The organism is Paenibacillus rigui (assembly GCF_002234615.1).
In the GTDB taxonomy this organism is placed as follows: domain Bacteria; phylum Bacillota; class Bacilli; order Paenibacillales; family NBRC-103111; genus Paenibacillus_S; species Paenibacillus_S rigui.
Genome location: NZ_NMQW01000027.1, coordinates 126,911 through 147,238, shown reverse-complemented (window position 1 = coordinate 147,238; position 20,328 = coordinate 126,911). Strand labels below are relative to the sequence as shown.

General features: G+C 47.0%; 17 protein-coding genes. All 17 read right to left on the bottom strand.

From position 1 onward, the window contains the following. Positions 1-26: 26 nt before the first annotated feature. The 17 genes from CF651_RS19665 to CF651_RS19585 all read right to left on the bottom strand — a co-directional run bounded on the left by CF651_RS19665 (position 27) and on the right by CF651_RS19585 (position 20,181). Entirely contained in the window at positions 27-620 is a 594-nt protein-coding gene (locus CF651_RS19665; RefSeq protein ID WP_094016577.1) for a dipicolinate synthase subunit B, read from the bottom strand. Then, positions 617-1,516, bottom strand: coding sequence for a dipicolinate synthase subunit DpsA (gene dpsA / locus CF651_RS19660; protein ID WP_094016576.1), 900 nt, complete (start codon positions 1,514-1,516; stop codon positions 617-619). The genes CF651_RS19665 and dpsA overlap by 4 nt, the downstream gene beginning before the upstream one ends. 147 nt (positions 1,517-1,663) lie before the next feature. After that, positions 1,664-2,131 (bottom strand): dUTP diphosphatase, encoded by a 468-nt coding sequence (gene dut / locus CF651_RS19655; RefSeq protein WP_094016575.1) that lies wholly within the window; start codon positions 2,129-2,131, stop codon positions 1,664-1,666. After that, on the bottom strand, positions 2,103-3,353 hold the full coding sequence (locus tag CF651_RS19650; protein WP_094016574.1) for a M16 family metallopeptidase: 1,251 nt from the start codon (positions 3,351-3,353) through the stop codon (positions 2,103-2,105). The genes dut and CF651_RS19650 overlap by 29 nt, the downstream gene beginning before the upstream one ends. 50 nt (positions 3,354-3,403) lie before the next feature. Then, positions 3,404-4,429, bottom strand: a complete 1,026-nt coding sequence (locus CF651_RS19645) for a polysaccharide deacetylase family protein (RefSeq protein ID WP_094016573.1) — start codon at positions 4,427-4,429, stop codon at positions 3,404-3,406. Positions 4,430-4,555: 126 nt separating this feature from the next. Beyond that, on the bottom strand, positions 4,556-6,658 hold the full coding sequence (pnp, locus tag CF651_RS19640) for a polyribonucleotide nucleotidyltransferase (protein WP_094016572.1): 2,103 nt from the start codon (positions 6,656-6,658) through the stop codon (positions 4,556-4,558). 282 nt (positions 6,659-6,940) lie between these two features. Then, a complete protein-coding gene (gene rpsO, locus CF651_RS19635) occupies positions 6,941-7,210 on the bottom strand; it encodes a 30S ribosomal protein S15 (RefSeq protein WP_028550472.1) in 270 nt (89 codons plus the stop codon). 156 nt (positions 7,211-7,366) lie between these two features. Next, positions 7,367-8,317, bottom strand: coding sequence for a bifunctional riboflavin kinase/FAD synthetase (locus CF651_RS19630; RefSeq protein ID WP_094016571.1), 951 nt, complete (start codon positions 8,315-8,317; stop codon positions 7,367-7,369). Between the two features lie 62 nt (positions 8,318-8,379). Beyond that, entirely contained in the window at positions 8,380-9,318 is a 939-nt protein-coding gene (gene truB / locus CF651_RS19625; protein WP_094016570.1) for a tRNA pseudouridine(55) synthase TruB, read from the bottom strand. After that, entirely contained in the window at positions 9,315-10,316 is a 1,002-nt protein-coding gene (locus CF651_RS19620; protein WP_094016569.1) for a DHH family phosphoesterase, read from the bottom strand. Before CF651_RS19620 ends, truB begins: the two co-directional genes overlap by 4 nt. Next, entirely contained in the window at positions 10,313-10,669 is a 357-nt protein-coding gene (gene rbfA / locus CF651_RS19615) for a 30S ribosome-binding factor RbfA (protein ID WP_094016568.1), read from the bottom strand. The genes CF651_RS19620 and rbfA overlap by 4 nt, the downstream gene beginning before the upstream one ends. Positions 10,670-10,675: 6 nt before the next feature. Continuing rightward, positions 10,676-13,450 carry a translation initiation factor IF-2 gene (infB, locus tag CF651_RS19610; protein ID WP_094016567.1) on the bottom strand — a complete coding sequence of 925 codons (2,775 nt, stop codon included), beginning with the start codon at positions 13,448-13,450 and terminating at the stop codon, positions 10,676-10,678. Then, positions 13,443-13,772 (bottom strand): YlxQ family RNA-binding protein, encoded by a 330-nt coding sequence (locus CF651_RS19605; RefSeq protein ID WP_094016566.1) that lies wholly within the window; start codon positions 13,770-13,772, stop codon positions 13,443-13,445. The genes infB and CF651_RS19605 overlap by 8 nt, the downstream gene beginning before the upstream one ends. Then, a complete protein-coding gene (gene rnpM, locus CF651_RS19600; RefSeq protein ID WP_094016565.1) occupies positions 13,759-14,073 on the bottom strand; it encodes an RNase P modulator RnpM in 315 nt (104 codons plus the stop codon). Before rnpM ends, CF651_RS19605 begins: the two co-directional genes overlap by 14 nt. Before the next feature lie 33 nt (positions 14,074-14,106). Then, positions 14,107-15,204 carry a transcription termination factor NusA gene (gene nusA, locus CF651_RS19595; protein ID WP_094016564.1) on the bottom strand — a complete coding sequence of 366 codons (1,098 nt, stop codon included), beginning with the start codon at positions 15,202-15,204 and terminating at the stop codon, positions 14,107-14,109. Positions 15,205-15,243: 39 nt separating this feature from the next. Beyond that, entirely contained in the window at positions 15,244-15,702 is a 459-nt protein-coding gene (gene rimP / locus CF651_RS19590) for a ribosome maturation factor RimP (RefSeq protein WP_094016563.1), read from the bottom strand. Positions 15,703-15,870: 168 nt separating this feature from the next. Next, entirely contained in the window at positions 15,871-20,181 is a 4,311-nt protein-coding gene (locus CF651_RS19585; protein ID WP_094016562.1) for a PolC-type DNA polymerase III, read from the bottom strand. Between the last annotated feature and the right edge of the window lie 147 nt (positions 20,182-20,328).

Genomic DNA, 20,328 nt, shown 5'->3' with positions numbered 1-20,328 from the left:
TTGTTTCTCCCCTATGCAAATAGATATTAATAATTGAACCGTTCTATTACCATAGGCTGTAATTGCTTACCTTCCAGAGCGGATTCGCAAGTCTCCATAATTAAATCCATACGGGCCACTAAAGAATTTGGTTTCGCAGTTGGTGCATCCTGGCCGAACGGTACAAAATATATGTTTTTTGTAATAAGGAGTTTACTAATATTCATAGCATTCAAACCAAGACCATCGTTGGTCGAAATAGCTAAAACAAGCGGACGATGATTTCGCATTTGGGCTTTGGCAGCCATCAAAACAGGGCTTTCCGTCATCGCATTAGCCAGCTTGCTCGTTGTATTGCCGGTACAAGGGGCAATCACAAGCACATCCAGCAATTTGGACGGACCTAGCGGCTCCGCATCAACAATTGAAGCAATAATATCATTCCCTGTGATCTCTTTCAACTGTTTTTGCCAATTCTCCGATGTTCCAAACCGCGTATCGGTTGTTAGTATCGTATACGAAACAATAGGAACCACCCGGGCCCCTGCATCCACAAACCGTTGAATCTGTGGCATAACCTCTTCAAACGTACAATGTGATCCTGTCAGCGCAAATCCTACGGTTTTCCCCTGCCAATTCATTCCACATTCCTCCTCTGACTTGCATCCTCAAGAATAATTCGGCTTAAGGTGTCGGCAATGATGCGGCCCGCTGTTTTCGGTGCAACAATACCTGGAAGACCGGGAGCGAGCATAGCTTTAATCCCCCGCTTCTCAGCAAAACGAAAATCCGTTCCGCCCGGCTTGGAGGCCAAGTCAATGATCACTGCACGATGTGGAATATTGGCAATAATTTGCGCTGTGACTATCATAGACGGAATTGTGTTAAAAAGCAAGTCAATATTCGCCACCTCAGCATACAGATCCTTTGTATAGAAAGGAGTAAATCCCATCTCCCATGCCCTGGCAAAATACTCCGGTTTATTCACGCCCACCTTCACTTTAGCACCTAAGCCTTGAAGCGATCTCGCAACTGTAATTCCCGTTCTTCCGAAGCCAAGCACCATCGACTGGGATCCGTGAATGGTAAAATCAGTATTCTGTATGGCCATCATCAGAGCACCTTCAGCTGTCGGGATGGAGTTATAAATGGCTACATCATCCCTGTCGAATAATTCAACCAATGCTATAGACGCTTGGGCGCACAGCTTCCTTAAGTATGGTTTAGCCATTCCTGTAAATACTTTGGCATGTTTAGGCAGAGCTTTAATATGTTCTTCTTTGAGTACCAGCTCCGCTGAAGAGAAGATACTTTCCACATGACCATGATCATCCGTACCTACAGCAGGTAAAATGATTGCATCCGTCGCCTCAAGGGTTTCAGGGCTAAGTTCCGCTTTCGTGATGCCGGAATATTGATTTTGCAGATTATCAAATCCGATCAACACGATTGTAGCATCCAATTCAGAGCATTTATGAATGACTTCAAGTTGGCGAGCGTCACCACCGATCAGAGCCACTTGAATTCCTGTAAGCATTCATTCTCACCTCTTTCTAAATCGCTATTGATAAATCATCTTATGCCGCCGCCCATTAATGGGTTACTTGACTATAAAAGAAAGGCGCAGCCTTTCATGTGCATACAAAAAAACACCTTCGATCACGAAGGTGTTTCCATACTGCAATTATTTGGTTCCTGTATGCCCAAAGCCGCCAGCGCCGCGCTCTGTATCACTCAGTTGTTCGACATGCAGCAATTCAACCTGAGGTACGATTTGAAATACCATCTGAGCAATACGCTCATTACGCTCAATGGTAAACGGTTCGGTACCATGATTAATTAAAAGCACCTTCACCTCTCCCCGGTAATCGGCGTCGATCGTTCCGGGTGAATTTAGGGCAGTAATCCCATGCTTCAATGCCAACCCGCTTCGAGGACGAATCTGTGCCTCAAGCTCCGGCGGCATAGCTAACGAAAAACCGGTTGGAATCAGCGCTCTTTCTCCGGGCTGTAAAGTAACTGGTTCTTGGACGGCTGCATAAAGATCGTAGCCACTCGCCCAAGCGGACATTTTTTGCGGAAGCTGCACGTCATCGTGTCCAGCCAACCGCTTGATTTGTACGTTATACAAGCTGATCCCTCCTGAAGCCATCAATCACATTTTGCTTTTGCCCTACCATCGAGAGAGCAAACGGCGTCGAGAGCATTTGCTGAGCAAGCTTTTGAACATGCTCCATCTCCACGCTCTCTATCCGTTGAATAATTTCGTCCATACTGTAATGCTTCCCAAGCATCAGTTCATTTTTACCTAGACGGTTCATCCGGCTGCTTGTGCTTTCCAGACTGAGGATTAAGCTCCCCTTCATCTGCTCCTTGCCTTTTTTCAGCTCGGATGGGGTCAATCCTTTATCTTTTACTTCACTAAGCAGCTCCATCGTCACCTTCAACACATCCGCAGTTTGCTTCGGTGCCGTTCCGGTATAAATGGTAAACATGCCCCCATCCTGGTAGGAAGTATGATAAGAATAGACCGAATAGGCCATGCCGCGTTTTTCCCGGATTTCTTGGAATAGACGGGAACTCATTCCCCCACCGACCGCATTATTCAGCAGCACCATTGCATAAAGTTGATCATCCTTGGCCGATAGTCCGGGAAGGGAAATACAGATATGATTTTGTTCCGTTTTCTTCTCATGGAAAATTAAATTCCCTGCGAATCCCGGCGGGTTGATTTGCTGCTCGGCACCTTCATTTTGAAACTCACCGAAATGCTGCTCAATCAGACTGATTACACTATCATCCACATTTCCCGCAATGGCAATGACCGTACGATCAATAGAATATTGCTCTTTCATATACTGGCGTAAAGTATCGGAGTTCATCGCTGTCAGGTTTTGTTCAGTTCCGATAATGGTATATCCTAAAGAATGCTCCTCAAATGCGGCTTTGGCTATGAGATCGTGAACCATATCGTCAGGAGTATCTTCATACATCGAAATTTCTTCGAAAATGACATTTTTCTCCTTCTCCAGCTCCGTAGGATCAAATGCCGAGCGGAAAAACATATCTGACAGAACTTCCACCGCTATCGGCAGATGCTCATCCAACACCTTCGCATAGTAACATGTATACTCTTTGGAAGTAAATGCGTTCACATTCCCTCCAATGCCGTCGAATTGTTCAGCAATATCTTTGGCCGTATATTTCTCCGTTCCTTTAAAGAGCATGTGTTCGATAAAATGAGAAATCCCGTTATTATGTATTGTTTCGTTACGTGAGCCTGTTTTGACCCAAATCCCGAATGACACGGATCTGCACGTTGGAATAGGTTCCACAATTACCCGCAGCCCATTGCTCAATGTGTATTTATTCAATGAATGGAGCCTCCTTGTAAATCTCGGTATGTACGTCTCTGATCTTACCATTATTGAACGGTAGACTCAACTTCGGGGATCCGTTTGGTTGAAATTAGCTCACTTACTGTGCCTAATTGAAGACCCTTCCTCTTAATGACCTGAATCATCTGTTCTAATGCTATGCTCGAAGAAGATGTCGGATGCATTAGAATTAAGGAGCCCGGCTCAACCCTGGCCGAAATTTTCCGGACAATGGATGAAGGCTCCGGTTTGGTCCAATCTACCGTATCCAAAGTCCAAAGCACCGTTCGAAGCTTCAGCTCGTGGGCAATATCTACAGTGGATTGATTAAAATCACCGGACGGAGGAGCAAACAACGTATTCTGGACACCTAATTCCTTCTCCAGCAGCTGCTGCGTTTTGCTAATTTCTGCTGTTGCCTGAGACCGGGAAAGCTCACTCATATTTTTATGGGAATATGCATGGTTTGAGAGCTCGTGCCCTTTTTCTTTGATCAACTGTGCCGTCGGAATATTTTTCTTTAACCAAGACCCGTCAAAAAAGAAGGTAGCATGTACCTGCTCTTTTTCAAGCACCTCCAGCATTTTGGGCAAAAATTCATTCCCCCAGGCTACATTAATCATCAATGAAACCATAGGCTTATTCGGATTCCCCTTGTAAATAGGAACTGCCCCCAGCTGGTCCAATCCGATGGCAGGCGGAACTTCGCGCATCACCAATTTGGGCTTATTGCTAAATGGCAGCTCTTGCGTTAAAGCAAGCGACTTCTCGATATCTACCTCGAGTCCATTATATCCCGGAATGGCTTTCCAGACCCTGTCTATACGAGCGTTGATCGGCTCGATTTTTTTCTTTGCCGCTTCCTCTTTAATTTGTTCCAAAAGCCCCGTCCGATCCTGATTCCATCCCAACCTCGATGAGGTCGCCTCGTACAAAGATTTCCCTCCAGCAGCTGATACATTCACTTGCTGCCTGGCATATTGAACAAAGGCTCTTGAGTTCTCCGAATACTGTAAACCTGCCAGCAGGGTAACAAACAAACCGCTCATAACTAACACCTGAACACGTTTCATGCCGCTGCTCCTGTCGTTAGATTGTTTGTCCCATACATATGCGCCCGCGGTCAGGTTTAGACCAAAACAAAAAGAGACAGATGGATCTGGCTCTTTGTCGTTTATGTCTATTCAATTTTGTTTGGATTAGGATTGAGCTGGTACTTGAGCTGTGAGGACGGCTTTGCGGGAAAGATTTACGCGACCCTGTTGATCAATCTCCGTCACCTTAACCGTGATCGTATCGCCTACAGCTACCACATCTTCCGTTTTCGCTACACGTTCTGTGGAAAGCTGGGAAATATGGACTAATCCTTCTTTACCCGGCAAAATTTCCACGAAGGCACCGAACTTCTCAACGCGCTTCACTGTACCCAAGTACGTTTCACCGACGACAACCTCTTTCACAATGCCTTCGATTATTTGGCGCGCCTTCTCGTTCATCGCCTGGTTGGAGGAAGCGATAAATACGCGGCCATCCTGCTCGATGTCGATTTTTACGCCGGTTTCTTCAATGATTTTGTTAATGATTTTACCGCCTGCACCGATAACGTCACGGATTTTATCCGGGTTGATGTGCATTGTGATAATTTTCGGAGCATATTCTGAAAGCTGTGTTTTTGGCTCTTGGATCCGCTCCAGCATTTTACCCAGAATGTGCATGCGACCTTTCTTGGCTTGCTCCAATGCTTGGGTCAAAATATCCCGATTGATTCCATCAATCTTAATGTCCATTTGGAGTGCGGTTACGCCAGCAGCTGTTCCGGCAACTTTAAAGTCCATATCTCCCAGATGGTCTTCCATCCCTTGAATGTCCGTCAAAATGGAGAAATGCTCTCCGTCCTTGATCAAGCCCATCGCAACACCGGCAACCGGCGCTTTAATCGGCACACCCGCATCCATCATCGCTAGAGTGCTTGCGCAAATACTTGCTTGAGAGGTCGAACCGTTCGATTCCAGTACTTCTGACACAAGACGAATCGTGTATGGGAAATCGGTTTCCGAAGGAATAACCGGCTCCAATGCGCGTTCACCCAATGCACCGTGTCCAATCTCGCGGCGGCCCGGAGGACGGAGCGGTCTTGCTTCCCCAACGCTGAAAGGCGGGAAGTTGTAGTGGTGCATGAACCGTTTGGTTTCTTCCAAATCGAGCCCGTCCAAAATTTGCACATCTCCCAACGCACCTAGCGTACATATGCTCAGCGCTTGAGTTTGTCCACGTGTAAATAGGCCAGAACCATGCGTGCGCGGCAGCAGGTTGATATCGCACTCGATCGGACGGATTTCATCCAATCCACGACCATCCGGTCTAACTTTGTCATGTGTAATTAAACGACGTACTTCTTCCTTCACAATATCATACAGCGTTTCTTTCACGTCTGCCAATTTCTCAGGCTCGTCCGCATACGCTTCTTTAAAATGATCGACGCTTTCCGCATTGATAGCATCAATAGCTTCTTGTCTGGCATGCTTCTCAGCGATTTTGACTGCTTCGACCAGTCTTGCTTGAGCATAGGCTCTGACTTCGCTGTTCACACCTGCATCCACCGTATGTAATTTAACTTCCATCTTCGGCTTGCCGGCTTCTTGAACCAACTGTTCCTGAATCGCGACGATCTTGCGGATCTCGTCATGACCGAACATGATTGCTTCGAGCATAACTTCCTCCGGAACTTCATCCGCACCTGCTTCAACCATCATAATCGCATCTTTCGTTCCTGCGACTACAAGGTGAAGATCGCTTTTCTCCGCTTGCGCCAATGTCGGATTAATGACGAATTGACCGTCAACACGTCCAACAATGACACCGCCCACCGGACCGTTAAAAGGCACATCCGAGATGCTTAATGCAGCCGAAACACCGATCATCGCAGCGATTTCAGGCGAACATTCCTGATCCACACTCATCACAATAGCTACGATCTGCACATCGTTCCGAAATCCTTCCGGAAACAATGGGCGAATCGGACGATCCGTCAACCGGCTGGCCAAAATGGCTTTTTCACTTGGACGGCCTTCTCTTTTAATAAATCCTCCAGGAATTTTACCTACGGAGTACAAACGTTCTTCATAGTTCACTGTCAAAGGGAAAAAATCGAGATCCTTTGGTTCTGAAGAAGCAGTAACCGTACATAAAACAACGGTATCCCCGTATCTTGCAGTAACTGCAGCATTAGCTTGCTTGGCCAAACGGCCGGTTTCAAGAATGAACGGACGTCCGCCCAAATCCATTTGAACTTTTTTTTCCATAAAATCCTCCTAAGCAACGATCTATTGCTATTTCTGACTTGTTTCATCGACTATCATTTCTGCATACTGCCTAGTATTTCCTTCTTTTTCGAAATAAATCTCATCTTGCTTACTCAAAAGTGAAGCTTTATCCCGAAATTTCGTTTCACTTCGATCAAAAACATGGAACAGTTATGGAGCATCCTGACATAAAACATGCGAAAAAGCAACCGCGTGCCTGCCGTCCAAGCCCAAAGCGGGCTGAACAGCAGACAACGATGGTTGCTTTCGTAGTCAATCGTATTAGCGACGAAGGCCTAGCTTTTCGATCAAAGCGCTGTAGCGTTTAACGTCTTTGTTTTTCAAGTACGTCAACAGCTTACGACGTTGACCTACCATTTTCAAAAGACCACGACGGGAATGGTGATCCTTCTTGTGCGTTTTCAAATGGCCAGTCAAGTTCACGATGTTCTCAGTAAGGATTGCAATTTGCACCTCAGGAGACCCTGTGTCGGATTCGTGAGTTTTGTGAGTTTGGATCAGTTCTTGTTTACGTTCTTGTGTCAATGCCATGATTAATCTACCTCCATTAATTGTATATCCCCATTGGCCCAGAGAGCGCCGGAGTAGTCGATTCTCCATGCCAAGGTTCTTCTGTTGGATCATGCGATCAACAACGAAATTCAGTATAGCATAGTTCAGGTATAAAAGTAAAATACATCAATCAAATTATTTGGAGAGATTCGTCAATAAAGTTTTTGCCTGATCCGCATCCCGGTGAATTTGAGCGATCAGCTCGCTGACGGAGCCAAATTTTCGTTCAGGACGAAGATAAGAAACAAACTCGATAGACAATTCCTTGCCATAAATATTTTGTGAGAAGTCGAACAAATGTACTTCTAATGTCGGCTTCTCCAAATTTTCAACAAACGTCGGCTTTTTTCCGAGATTCATGACACCGTTAAACACTTGCCCCTCAAAAGAGGCTCGTACCGCATATACCCCGAGGGCTGGTGTAACAAAGGGCTCTAGCAGGTCAAGGTTGGCCGTCGGAAAACCGATCGTTTTCCCTCTTCCGTCGCCTGTTACGACCGTTCCATTAACAGAGTAGGGACGTCCAAGCAAAGCGTTGGCTTCCTCCAGCTGTCCAGTAAGCAAATGCTCCCTCACGAGTGTACTGCTCACCTTGCACCCATTCCGTTGAAACGGACGAATCACCTCGACCGCGAACCGGCCATGCGCGAGCTCACATAAGGTATCCGGTGTTCCGGCACCCAAATACCCGAAGGTAAAGTCAAAACCGACGATAACCGTATCCACCTTCATAGGAATGAGCATGTTTTCAACGAAATCTTCAGGTGTTACTTTCATCAATTCGGCATCAAACGAAACGGTATACATTCGGTCTACACCCAAGTGCTCCAACAATCGTTGTTTTTGTTCCACAGGGGTTAGAAGAGAAGTATACTTCTGTTGACCGAGCACCTCTCTGGGATGCGGATGAAACGTCATAATCGAGGCAGGTATGTTCAATCGCTGCGCATCCTGCATGGCTCGTTTAATCACTTCCTGATGACCCAGATGTACGCCGTCAAAATCCCCAATGGCCAAAACTTGAGGCTTCATTACCGCCTGCGTATCGGAAGCGGTTATAGGATATGATAACTTTAACGATTGCATGAATTCCACCGTCACCTACAATTCTATATGAAACGAAGCATTCAACCAGACTTTTCAACACATTAGGAAAATACTTTAACAGGAAGAAGCTCGCCATTCACTAGGTTCCATTCGAAAATACCAATAAAACGCGAATCCGATCCATATGCGGCATATAGCTTAGAACCAGATTCATCCGCATCATCACGTCTTTGCTCAGCGGGAGGCTGCACTATGAGCTTCTGTCCCAAGAAAGCTTTCTTCGTTTGCATTTCATTCAAATGTACGGAAGGCATGTGGGCTATTGCCTGTTCCCCAGGAATGAGCTTGTCCGCCAACATCCCCTGCTGCTGCAGCTGCTCGATCTGTTCCAAGGTCAAACATTGCTCCGGCCGAATACTTCCCGTTGAGGTACGAACGAGCTCCGACATGACCGCAGGATACCCCAGTGCTTTCCCTATATCTACACATAGCGTACGAATATAAGTACCTTTGGAGCACTGAACTCTAAAGCGAACCTCTGGATATTCCTGATCCAAATCCATTTGCAAAATTTGAATACCGTGAATGGTGACGGTCCGGGATTTACGTTCGACTTCCAGCCCTTGACGTGCCAGCTCGTATAGCCGTTTACCGTCAACTTTGACCGCGGAATACATGGGAGGCACCTGCTGAATTTCTCCGACAAAAGAAAGGACTGTAGAACGCACTTGTTCTTCAGTCAGTTCTACCTGCTTCTCAGTCCGTTCGATCACTTGTCCGCCGGCATCCTCCGTATCGGTAGCAAAGCCGATTTTGAGCGTTGCTTCGTATTCCTTCGGCAGCTCTTGAATGTACTCGACAAGGCGGGTTGCTCTTCCGATACAAAGCGGGAGTACACCTGTAACTTGCGGATCCAAAGTCCCGGTATGGCCTATCCGTTTGATTTTGAGAATACGTCTCACTTTAGCTACAACATCATGCGAAGTGAAGCCCTGAGGCTTCCAAACAGGCAAAATACCTTCAAGGGATTCCTTGGTCATACGAATGCCTTCCCTACTTCCTTCACGACCCGTTCAATCGCTTCTTGTAATGTTCCGTTAATTGCACAACCAGCCGCGCGAACATGCCCACCGCCGCCAAACGTCTTAGCCACCTGTGCCACATCCACTCGGCCCGCAGAACGAAGACTCACCTTCACAATACCTGCCCGCTCTTTAAAAAGAAGACCGACCTCGACGCCTTCCACATTACGAGGATAGTTCACCAAACCATCCAAATCCTCGCCTGAAGCCCCGCTTTCCGCCAGATCATCTAATGTTACGGCCAGCCAGCCCACCTGTTTATTGTGTGCAAAGCTTAAGGACTGTAAAGTGCGTTGAAGCAGAGTAATCTGAGGGTAAGTCAGCTTCTCCAGTAAATGCTCGGCAAGCTCATGTCCCTTGACCCCTCGCTGAAGCATGTCGGCAGCAATCTGCATGACCTTAGGTGTCGTGTTTGCATAACGAAATCCGCCGGTATCCGTTAAAAGTCCGGAATATATACATACATTCAGTTCATGCGAAAAGACAATCCCCAGTTCCAGGGATAGATCATATAAAATCTCCACTGTCGCTGCCGCACTGGCATTCACGACATTGGTAGTGCCAAACAAATCATTCGTTGCATGGTGGTCAATATTGAGCATAGTTACTTGCTCTGAGAAACCCTGATGAACCTTCCCCATGCGGGAATAATCTGCACAATCAAGTGAAATCACGTGACTGAACTGCTCTGTAACCGCATCGGATTCTAAATTTATAACCTTGTGCTGCCCAGCCGCCATATATTTGAACTTATCCGGGATGGATCCTTCGTTGATCAAAGTAAACCGCTTGCCCAGAGCCGTTAACATCCAAGCCATTGCAAAAGTGGAGCCCGCGGCATCCCCATCCGGTTGGATGTGGGATACCACAAGAAAGTCATCATTTTCTTGAATAAAACGGGCCGCCTCTTGCAGCTGAATTGAATAAGCTTCCGGTAAGGAGTACGCTCCACTCATGATTGGGCATTCTCCCCGTTTAATTGGGTAAGCAATTTTTCGATATGGCTGCCGTAATCAATGGACGCATCAAACCTGAAAATTAGATCCGGAATTTTGCGCAGACGGATTCTTTTGCCAAGCTCGGAGCGGATAAAGCCGCTTCCGCGGCCCAACGCTTTAAGCGTCTCTTCCTTTTGCTCATCCGTACCCAGTACACTGAGGAAGATTTTGGCTTGAGACAAGTCATTCGTTACGTCTACACCCGTTACCGTAATAAAACCGATCCGAGGGTCTTTTAACTCCGACTGAATGATTTGGCTTAATTCTTTCTTGATTTGTTCTCCTACCCTACCTACGCGAACACGCGCCATGCCCAATCACCTCTCAACAGTTTCCATTACGAAGGCTTCAATAATATCGCCCTCTTTAATATCGTTGAATTTATCAAGAGATATACCGCACTCGTAGCCTTGGGCAACTTCTTTAGCGTCATCCTTGAAACGTTTGAGTGAGTCGACATTGCCCTCGAACACCACGATACCGCTGCGGATCAAGCGCATTTGGGCATTACGGGCGATTTTACCGGAGATAACCATGCAACCGGCAATAACCCCGATTTTGGAAACTTTGAAAATGTTACGAACTTCAGCCTGACCGATCACATTTTCCTTGTAAATCGGATCCAGCATACCTTTCATGGCCTGTTCAATCTCTTCCATGACTTTGTAAATAATGCTGTGCAAGCGAATATCGACTTTTTCTTGTTCCGCTGTATTTTTGGCCTGCGGTTCAGGACGTACGTTGAAGCCAATAACAATCGCATTTGAAGCGGACGCCAAGATAACATCGGATTCGGTAATCGCACCTACACCATGATGCAGGATTTTGACGCGAACGCCTTCGATATCGATTTTTTCCAGAGAGCCGCGAAGTGCTTCTACGGAACCTTGTACGTCACCTTTGATAATTACGTTAAGATCTTTGATCTCTCCGTCTTTAATGTGCTTGTATAGATCGTCTAGAGTAACACGAACATTAGCTCCCATTTCGGATTGTTTCAATGTCACTGTACGTTTCTCAGCAATAGCTCTCGCTTTGCGCTCGTCCTCGAAGCAAATAAATGGATCGCCTGCTTGAGGAACATCGGTCAAGCCTGTAATTTCCACCGGTGTAGACGGACCCGCTTCTTTGAGCTTTTTGCCTTTATCGTTCACCATTGCGCGAACGCGGCCAAAGTGTACGCCTGCAACAAAGCTATCGCCGATTTTCAAGGTACCATGCTGGATCAGGACGCGAGCAACCGGACCTTTACCTTTATCCAACTCAGCCTCAATGACCGTACCTCTGGCACGTTTGTCAGGATTTGCCTTCAACTCCTGTACTTCAGCAACCAAAAGGATCATATCCAGCAAGTTTTCGAGACCGATGCGTTGTTTCGCAGAGATGTTGCAGAAAATGGTATCTCCGCCCCACTCCTCCGGAACCAATTCATACTCTGTCAATGCTTGTTTGATTTTATCCGGGTCAGCGCCCTCTTTATCCACTTTATTGACAGCAACGATAATCGGTACCTTCGCCGCTTTCGCATGGCTGATGGCTTCAACCGTTTGCGGCATAACGCCGTCATCCGCTGCAACAACAATAATGGTAATATCCGTTACCTGCGCTCCGCGGGCACGCATCGATGTAAACGCTTCGTGACCCGGTGTATCCAGGAACGTAATTTTCTTATTATGAATTTCAACTTGGTAGGCACCGATGTGCTGCGTAATACCGCCCGCTTCACCTTCGGTAACGCTTGTTTTACGGATGGCATCCAACAAAGTTGTTTTACCATGGTCAACGTGACCCATAATGGTAACAACCGGAGGACGTTCCACCAAATCCGCTTCTTCGTCTTTCTCTTCAAATTGCTCGAACTTATCTTCCTCAACTGGAATTTTCAGTTCAACCTCGACATTGTAATCGCCAGCAAGCAATTGAATGGCATCAAGATCAAGCTCTTGGTTGATGGTAGCCATAACACCCAGGAACAAAAGCTTTTTAATTACCTCTGATGCATCTTTATGCAAGGCTTTCGCCATTTCGCCAACGGTCATTGTTCCACGAACGATGATTTTCTTAGGCGTATTGTCAATTTTCTCTTTCTTCACAGGCTCCTGCTGGAATCTGCCCTTCTGATGACGGTTATTGCCACCTCTATTGTTCTGAGGACCCCTAGACGTGCTGACTTTATTGTCGTCAAAACGTTTTTGGTTCGGCTTCGTTTTCTTCGTTGTCTTGCCTCTGGATGCGTCATCCTGCTCCAAGTCTGCCGTAGCATTCGGTTTCGGAGGATTCACACCGATGGAACGGTTGAACTGGCCCTGACCTTGATTGCTTCCATTATTTCTTTGCTCAAACGGTTTGCGCTGATCACCGTATCCGCCTTGGCCTTGAGGCCGGCTGCCCGCACCCGTACCTGCAGGACGATTGCTTGCGCCGTTATTGTTAAAGCTGCGGTTTCCTTGCCCTTGCCCGCCGCCTTGGCTGTATCCGCCGCTAGGGCGATTTTGCCCGCCTTGAGCGCCGCCTTGTTGACCGCGGTTCTGGTTGTACCCGCCACTACCCTGCTGGCCGGAACGCTGCTGTCCTTGGCCTCCGCCTTGCTGGCCGCTGCGCTGCTGATATCCTCCGCCTTGCCCGCCACCTTGGCCTTGCGGTCTGCGGTTGTCCTGCTGGCCGCGATTGCCGCCGCCTTGACCTTGATAACCGGAGCGTTGCTGTCCTTGCGGAGCGCCGCTTGGTCTGGTCGTGCTACCCGCAGCTTGCCCTTGAGGCTGCTGTGGTCTTGCTTCGGACTTCACCGGTGCTTGCTGCGCAGGAGCTGCAGCCGACTGGCTTCCTTCTTTAGGGGCCGAGCTTGTACTTGTCGAACTTGCTGTGCTTACCGATGCGCTCGCGCCATCACGTTTGGCTGCTGCGTTTGCTTTCACGTCTTTAAAAAATTTTTCTACACTGTCCACAGTATCGTTCTCCATTACGCTCATATGATTGTTAACCGGGATGCCCAGTCTCTTTAAAATGGTAATAATTTCCTTGCTGCTCATATTCAAAGACTTGGCATATTCGTACACTCTTAGTTTGTCTTTATTATTGTCTTGTTTACTCAATACTGTCCACCTCCGTACGATTTTCCAGACTTTTTTTCAGCATTTTCGTAAAACCCGCATCGGTTACAGCGATCACGACCCGCGTCTCTTTCCCGATACTAGCTCCTAGTTGCTCACGACTGCCGTACTGATGTAGGGGAACCCTATAGGTAATGCATTTATCTTTGACTTTTTTGCTTGTATTATCTGAAGCATCTTCGGCCACGATAACGAGCTTGGCTTCACCCTTGCGAACAGCATCAATAACAGACTCTTCACCTGTAATAATTTTGCCGGCCCGCATGGCCATGCCCAGATTATTAAAAAAGTTATTCTTCATCATCCACCGCCGCTTCCTTGCCGGCAATAAATTCATCCTCTACCTTAATGAAATCCTGCTCCAAAGCATCATAGATTTCCGGACTTACCGGCTGTTTTAAAGCTCGATCCAATGCTCTGCTCTTCTTGGCCAGTTTAAAGCAGGAAAGCTTGCCGCATAAATAAGCTCCGCGCCCTGCTTTTTTACCGGTCAGGTCTATCAGCATTTCATCCGCAGGCGTTTTGACAACGCGGATCAATTCTTTCTTTGGCATCATTTGTTGGCATGCCACACATTTGCGAAGAGGAATTTTTCTTTGCTTCATCCGTAATCACCCTCTACCTGTCCCGATACTGAATCAGTCGATGCTGACGGAATCCTGATGCATTTCCTCGGTATATGTTTTTGGTCTTCCATATTCCTGCTCGGCTTGCGTCTCGCTTTTGATGTCGATTTTCCAGCCCGTCAGTTTTGCAGCAAGTCTTGCATTCTGACCTTTGATACCGATTGCGAGTGACAGCTGATAATCCGGTACAATGACACGTGCCATCTTCTCTGCCTCAAATACATTGACTTCGAGTACTTTCGAAGGACTAAGTGCATTGGCTACATATTCATCAACCTGCTCAACCCAACGGACGATATCAATTTTCTCGCCTTTCAGCTCATTGACAATCGTTTGTACGCGCATCCCTTTGGGACCGACACAGGAACCAACAGGGTCGACTTCCGAATTACGCGAATAAACCGCGATTTTGGAACGGAATCCGGCTTCTCTGGCGACGGAGCGAATTTCAACGACACCGTCGAAAATTTCCGGCACCTCGAGCTCGAACAATCGTTTCAACAACCCCGGGTGTGTACGAGACAAAATAATTTGCGGACCTTTGGTCGTATTCTCCACCTTCGTAATGTAAGCCTTGACCCTGTCGCTTTGCTTGAATTTATCCGTAGGCATCAGCTCGGTAAGCGGCAGCGCAGCCTCGATTTTGCCCAAATCGATATAAATGTTGCGCAAATCCTGACGCTGAACGATCCCTGTAACGATATCTTCTTCTTTATCGACGAAAGCGTTGTAGATCAATCCGCGCTCTGCTTCACGAATCCGCTGCGTCACGACTTGTTTAGCCGTTTGAGCTGCAATACGCCCGAAATCGCGCGGTGTTACTTCGATTTCTACAATGTCGCCAAGCTGGTAGTTCTGGTTCATTTCACGTGCCGCATACAAGGAAATCTCCAGCCGCGGATCCAATACTTCATCCACAACGGTTTTGCGCGCGTATACTTTGATAAGTCCGGTGTGGCGGTTAATATCGACACGGACATTTTGTGCGGTGTTAAAATTCCGTTTGTAGCTGGAAATAAGAGCAGCCTCGATCGCATCGATCAATATTTCTTTCGCGATCCCTTTCTCTCTTTCTATCTCCGACAATGCTTCAATAAAATCCATATTCATTTGATTGGAGTTCCCCCTCTCATAAAATCAGCTCAATAATCAAAATACAATGGCCAGCCTAGCGCTGGCGACCTTGTTAAACGGAATACGGTAGGTCTTCTTCCCAACCTGTACCTCAACGGTTTCCTCGTCAAACGATTGGAGTAAGCCTTCGAATTCTTTCAATCCTTCAAACGGTTCGTAAGTTGTGACGAATACATGCTCACCAACAGCTTTATGGTAGTCCTGCGTTTTTTTCAAGGGGCGCTCTGCTCCGGGAGAAGAGACTTCCAAGAAATAAGCGGTAGGAATCGGATCTTTCTCATCCAGACGATCACTCAAATATTCGCTAATCCGGCCGCAATCGTCGATGTCGATGCCACCTTCTTTATCCACATATACGCGTAAAAACCAGTTGCTGCCTTCTTTTACGTACTCTACATCTACCAGCTCAAATCCGTTCTCATCCAGGAAAGGCTGAAGAAGCGATTCAACTACGGGTTTGATTTGCGAAATCAACCTGCATCCTCCTATCAACTAAGGAAAGTCTAAATGCTTACTTGTCTGTAACAAAATGTAAAGAGTGGGTTTCCCCACTCTCTAAGATCGGAACATATTACATTGTTACCAAAGAAGATTATACCATAAGGCTTATAGGTATGCAATATGATGAGTGCCTTGGTTCATTTAAAACAGCGATAGCTGATTCGATTCAGGCAAGCCGCGGAAGCAGCCCATCGAGCCTAGAATTTCGACTATCGTCTTGGAAGCCTTACTGCGTCCCTGGAAGTCCTCAATGGACAGGAACGGCCCCGCATCTTTGGCCGCCGCGATATTTTTGGCCGCATTCTCCCCAATGCCCCCAATCGCCGCAAATGGCGGGATCAAGGAATCACCGTCAACCAAAAACTTTGTCGCATCGGAACGGTACAAATCAATAGGCTTGAAGGAGAAGCCTCTAGCTGTCATTTCCAGCGCCATTTCAAGAATCGAAATCATCGCTTTTTCCTTTGGCAGCGCCTGGAAGCCCTTCTCTTCAATCTCGATCAATCTGCGAAGAATCGCATCATAGCCCTGGCACAGAAGATCCAATTCAAAGTCCTCCGCACGAACGGTAAAGTACGTAGCATAATATGCGATAGGATAATACAGCTTAAAGAAAGCCGTTCGTACAGCCGAGATAACATAAGCAGCGGCGTGAGCTTTCGGGAACATGTATTCGATACGTTCGCACGATTCAATATACCAAGCAGGTACATTGTGCTTCTTCATATCTTCTTTCCATTCCGGAGTCAAGCCCTTACCTTTACGCACACTCTCCGTAATCTTAAACGCAAGACCGGCATCCATTCCCGCTTTGTAGATGAGATAAAGCATGATATCATCCCGACAACCAATAACGGTCTTAATATTGCAGGTACCCTTCTTGATCAGCTCTTGGGCATTTCCAAGCCACACGCCCGTTCCATGGGACAGCCCGGAAATTTGCAGAAGGTCGGCAAACGATGACGGCTGCGTTTCCTGAAGCATCTGTCTTACGAACTTCGTTCCCATCTCCGGAACACCATACGTAGCAACGGGTGTACGAATTTTTTCGGGGGGTACCCCCAACGCATCCGTCGAGTTAAAAATACTCATGACCTTCGGATCGTTCATGGGGATCGTCGTCGGGTCGACACCCGTCAAATCCTGCAGCATCCGCATCATCGTCGGGTCATCATGACCCAGAATGTCCAGCTTGAGCAGATTGGCGTCAAAAGCATGATAATCAAAATGGGTCGTTTTCCATTCCGCACTTGTATCATCAGCTGGATACTGAACTGGGGTGATGTCATCTACATCAATATAATCCGGAACAACAACAATCCCGCCTGGATGCTGGCCTGTACTCCGTTTCACACCGGTACATCCGGAGGCCAGACGCAGCACCTCAGCCCCACGCCACTTTTTGCCTTGATCTTCTTCATACTTTTTCACATAGCCATAAGCGGTTTTTTCAGCAACAGTGCCTATGGTACCTGCCCGGAACACATTTTTCTCACCAAACAAAACTTTGGTATAGTTATGCGCAACCGGCTGATATTCCCCGGAAAAGTTCAAATCGATATCGGGAACCTTATCCCCTTTAAAGCCAAGGAACGTTTCGAACGGAATGTCCTGCCCTTCCCCTTTCAGCTTGGACCCGCACTTCGGGCAATCCTTATCAGGTAAGTCGAAGCCGCTCGGGATGCTTCCATCCAGAATCCATTCGCTGTAATTGCAGGTGCAAATATAATGCGGCGGCAGTGGATTTACCTCGGATATACCAAGGAAGGTCGCAACGACGGACGAGCCTACAGATCCCCTGGATCCGACCAGATAGCCATCTTCGTTCGATTTCTTTACCAGCCGTTCAGAGATCAAATAGTTGGCGGAGAAGCCGTATTTAATAATCGGCACCAATTCCTTCTCCAAGCGGGCCGTCACAACATCCGGTACAGGCTCCCCGTAGATCCGCTTTGCGGTATCGTAGCACTTGGTTCGGATCTCTTCATCCGCTCCCTCGATAATAGGAGTGAACAGCTTGGTCGGAAACAGCTCCAGCTCCTCGAATTGGTCCGCCAATTCATTCGTATTTCTAATGACCACATCGTACGCAGCTTCCTCGCCCAAATACTCAAATTCCGCCAGCATTTCCTTGGTTGTTCGAAAGTGAACATCCGGCTTGCGCATATCTTTCAATGGACTAAAGCCTGTAATCCCATGGATGGTAATATCCCGGCTTATTTTGTCACGTGGATTCAAATAATGCACATTTCCCGTTGCAATGACCGGCTTATTCAGCTTACGCCCGATTTGCAATACCCGGCGGTTCGCATCCTCCAGCTGTTCCTTGCTGCCCACCAAACCTTTATCCACCAAATGCATATTCACGGTTAGAGGTTGAATTTCAAGAATATCGTAGAATTCCGCCACCTGCTCGGCCTCTTCCACCGTTTTGTTCAGTACGGCTTCATAGAACTCGCCTTTCTCACAGCCAGATGTGATGATCAACCCTTCTCTCATCGTCATCAACAAGCTTTTAGGAATGCAGGCCACCCGGTGAAAATATTCCGTATGAGACAGCGACACGAGACTAAACAAGTTTTTCTTGCCGACCGGATTTTTTGCATAAATACAGCAATGAAACGGTCTTGTGTTTTTCAAGCTTTTACCGACATTGTCATTCAGCTGGTCTATGATTTTGTAGCTGTTTTCTGTCGCTTCTTTAATTAAGTTAAACAAAATATGTCCCAAAGCGATAGAGTCGTCAATCGCACGGTGATGATTATCCAAACCGATCTTGAACTTATCGGCTAACGTGTTCAAACGGTGATTCTTCATGGTAGGAAACAGCAGCCGCGCCAGCTCCAATGTATCAAGTGAGGTATTCTTTACCTCCGGCAGCCCTAACTGCTTGCAATTGGCGTGAATAAAACCCATATCGAACCGGGCGTTATGAGCGACCAGAATGCTATCGCCTACAAACTCTAAAAACTTGGGAAGCATCTCTTCCAGCTCCGGAGCATCGTGAACCATTTCATCGGTAATATTCGTTAACTGTTGAATGTTATAAGGAATTTTTTCATGCGGATTAATGAACGTTGCGAAACGGTCTATCTCTTTGCCGTCCTTCATTTTCACGCCGGCCAGCTCGATAATCCTATTGTTCACAATTGAAAGACCCGTGGTCTCAATATCGAATATGACATACTCAGCTTCCTTCAAATCCTGTCCCTTCGCATTCACAACAACAGGAACGCCATCATCGACTACATTGGCTTCAAGCCCGTAGATGACTTTGATACCATGCTTCTTTGATGCCTTGTAAGCGTCCGGGTAGCATTGAATACCGCTGTGATCCGTAATAGCTATTGCTTTGTGCCCCCATTTGGCGGCCGTCTTAATATACTGATCTACCGGTGTAATCCCGTCCATCGTACTCATCGTCGTATGAAGATGAAACTCCACGCGCTTCTCGGGCGCATCGTCCTTCCGATCCGGCGGTGCCTTAACTTCATTAATATCATTAGGAATCATGACTAATTCAGGAATTTGCATGAACCGGTCATATTCCACCTTGCCGCGGAGCTTCAGCCAAGTTCCATTTTGAATCAGACTATAAATTTTGACGTCTTCCTTCGTTTTGGCAAATGCTTTGATCATTAAAGAATCGGTGAAATCCGTTATATTGAACGTAAACAGGGTGTTGCCATTCCGTAATTCCTTGGACTCGATTCCAAATACGGCGCCCTGCAGCGTAATTTTCTTTTCCTCGTCCTGAATCATTTGAATCGGAATTGGCGCATCCTTAATGTCATAGCCTACCATCAGCTTCAATTCAGCTTCCGGCAGTTCTTCGCCCTCTGCCTCATTCTCCGCTTCGATGGAGGTTATAATTTCTTGTGTAACTACTTTTTCTTCTTCTTTAATATTTTGAGCGAATTTGTCGTATTCTTCTTGACGATCCTCGTTCATCGCATACCGGACCTGCAGCTCTACACCAAAAAAATCCTGAAAATACGTTTGGACCCATTGTCCTATATTTTTCTTTTTTGCAAGCTCCAGCCCAATCGAATCCAGCAAAATAAGCGTCAACTGCGTACCCTGCACCTCAATTTTGGCTCTGGTCATCCAGCCGTTAACCGATGCGGCCTCCCGCTGAACCCATTCCACAAACATCCCCCAGTACTCATGTGCCACAGCAGATGGATCAACCTCTTCACTGTAGCGAAGCATGAAGCGTATGGCTGCTATGTGGGCGAATTTGTCCCGAATCATTTTACAAAAAGAGCGATAAATGTCTTGCGGCACGATACTGCTTTTGGCGATAAAAAAAGTCCATTCCCTATTCTTTCTGCTTGTTTCCACCCTATCGATATAGCCGTCTTGAAAAAAAGCCTGGATGATATCGGCAGGTACATGTGCCTGCTGCATCAGCATCTCAAACCGTTCCCTCTTCAATGCTGTACTGCTCATGAACGTCCTCCCCTAAAATACTCACTGAACAGTTCACCGACCACTCGGCTTCACCAACCGATTTTCTGTAGGATCAGTGCTTGTCTGCTCCGGTTCATTACCTAAAAATACAAAGGGCAAACAGGAGATGAAGACTTCCGATTTGCC

Bases quoted from the DNA above. Each gene is read 5' to 3' on its own strand.
- nusA (WP_094016564.1), bottom strand. From the start codon at position 15,204: ATGAATATGGATTTTATTGAAGCATTGTCGGAGATAGAAAGAGAGAAA.
- CF651_RS19620 (WP_094016569.1), bottom strand. From the start codon at position 10,316: ATGAGTGGAGCGTACTCCTTACCGGAAGCTTATTCAATTCAGCTGCAA.
- CF651_RS19630 (WP_094016571.1), bottom strand. From the start codon at position 8,317: ATGCAATCGTTAAAGTTATCATATCCTATAACCGCTTCCGATACGCAG.
- dpsA (WP_094016576.1), bottom strand. From the start codon at position 1,516: ATGCTTACAGGAATTCAAGTGGCTCTGATCGGTGGTGACGCTCGCCAA.
- truB (WP_094016570.1), bottom strand. From the start codon at position 9,318: ATGACCAAGGAATCCCTTGAAGGTATTTTGCCTGTTTGGAAGCCTCAG.
- CF651_RS19645 (WP_094016573.1), bottom strand. From the start codon at position 4,429: ATGAAACGTGTTCAGGTGTTAGTTATGAGCGGTTTGTTTGTTACCCTG.
- pnp (WP_094016572.1), bottom strand. From the start codon at position 6,658: ATGGAAAAAAAAGTTCAAATGGATTTGGGCGGACGTCCGTTCATTCTT.
- rpsO (WP_028550472.1), bottom strand. From the start codon at position 7,210: ATGGCATTGACACAAGAACGTAAACAAGAACTGATCCAAACTCACAAA.
- CF651_RS19605 (WP_094016566.1), bottom strand. From the start codon at position 13,772: ATGATGAAGAATAACTTTTTTAATAATCTGGGCATGGCCATGCGGGCC.
- rbfA (WP_094016568.1), bottom strand. From the start codon at position 10,669: ATGGCGCGTGTTCGCGTAGGTAGGGTAGGAGAACAAATCAAGAAAGAA.
- dut (WP_094016575.1), bottom strand. From the start codon at position 2,131: ATGGCTTCAGGAGGGATCAGCTTGTATAACGTACAAATCAAGCGGTTG.
- rnpM (WP_094016565.1), bottom strand. From the start codon at position 14,073: ATGAAGCAAAGAAAAATTCCTCTTCGCAAATGTGTGGCATGCCAACAA.
- CF651_RS19665 (WP_094016577.1), bottom strand. From the start codon at position 620: ATGAATTGGCAGGGGAAAACCGTAGGATTTGCGCTGACAGGATCACAT.
- CF651_RS19585 (WP_094016562.1), bottom strand. From the start codon at position 20,181: ATGAGCAGTACAGCATTGAAGAGGGAACGGTTTGAGATGCTGATGCAG.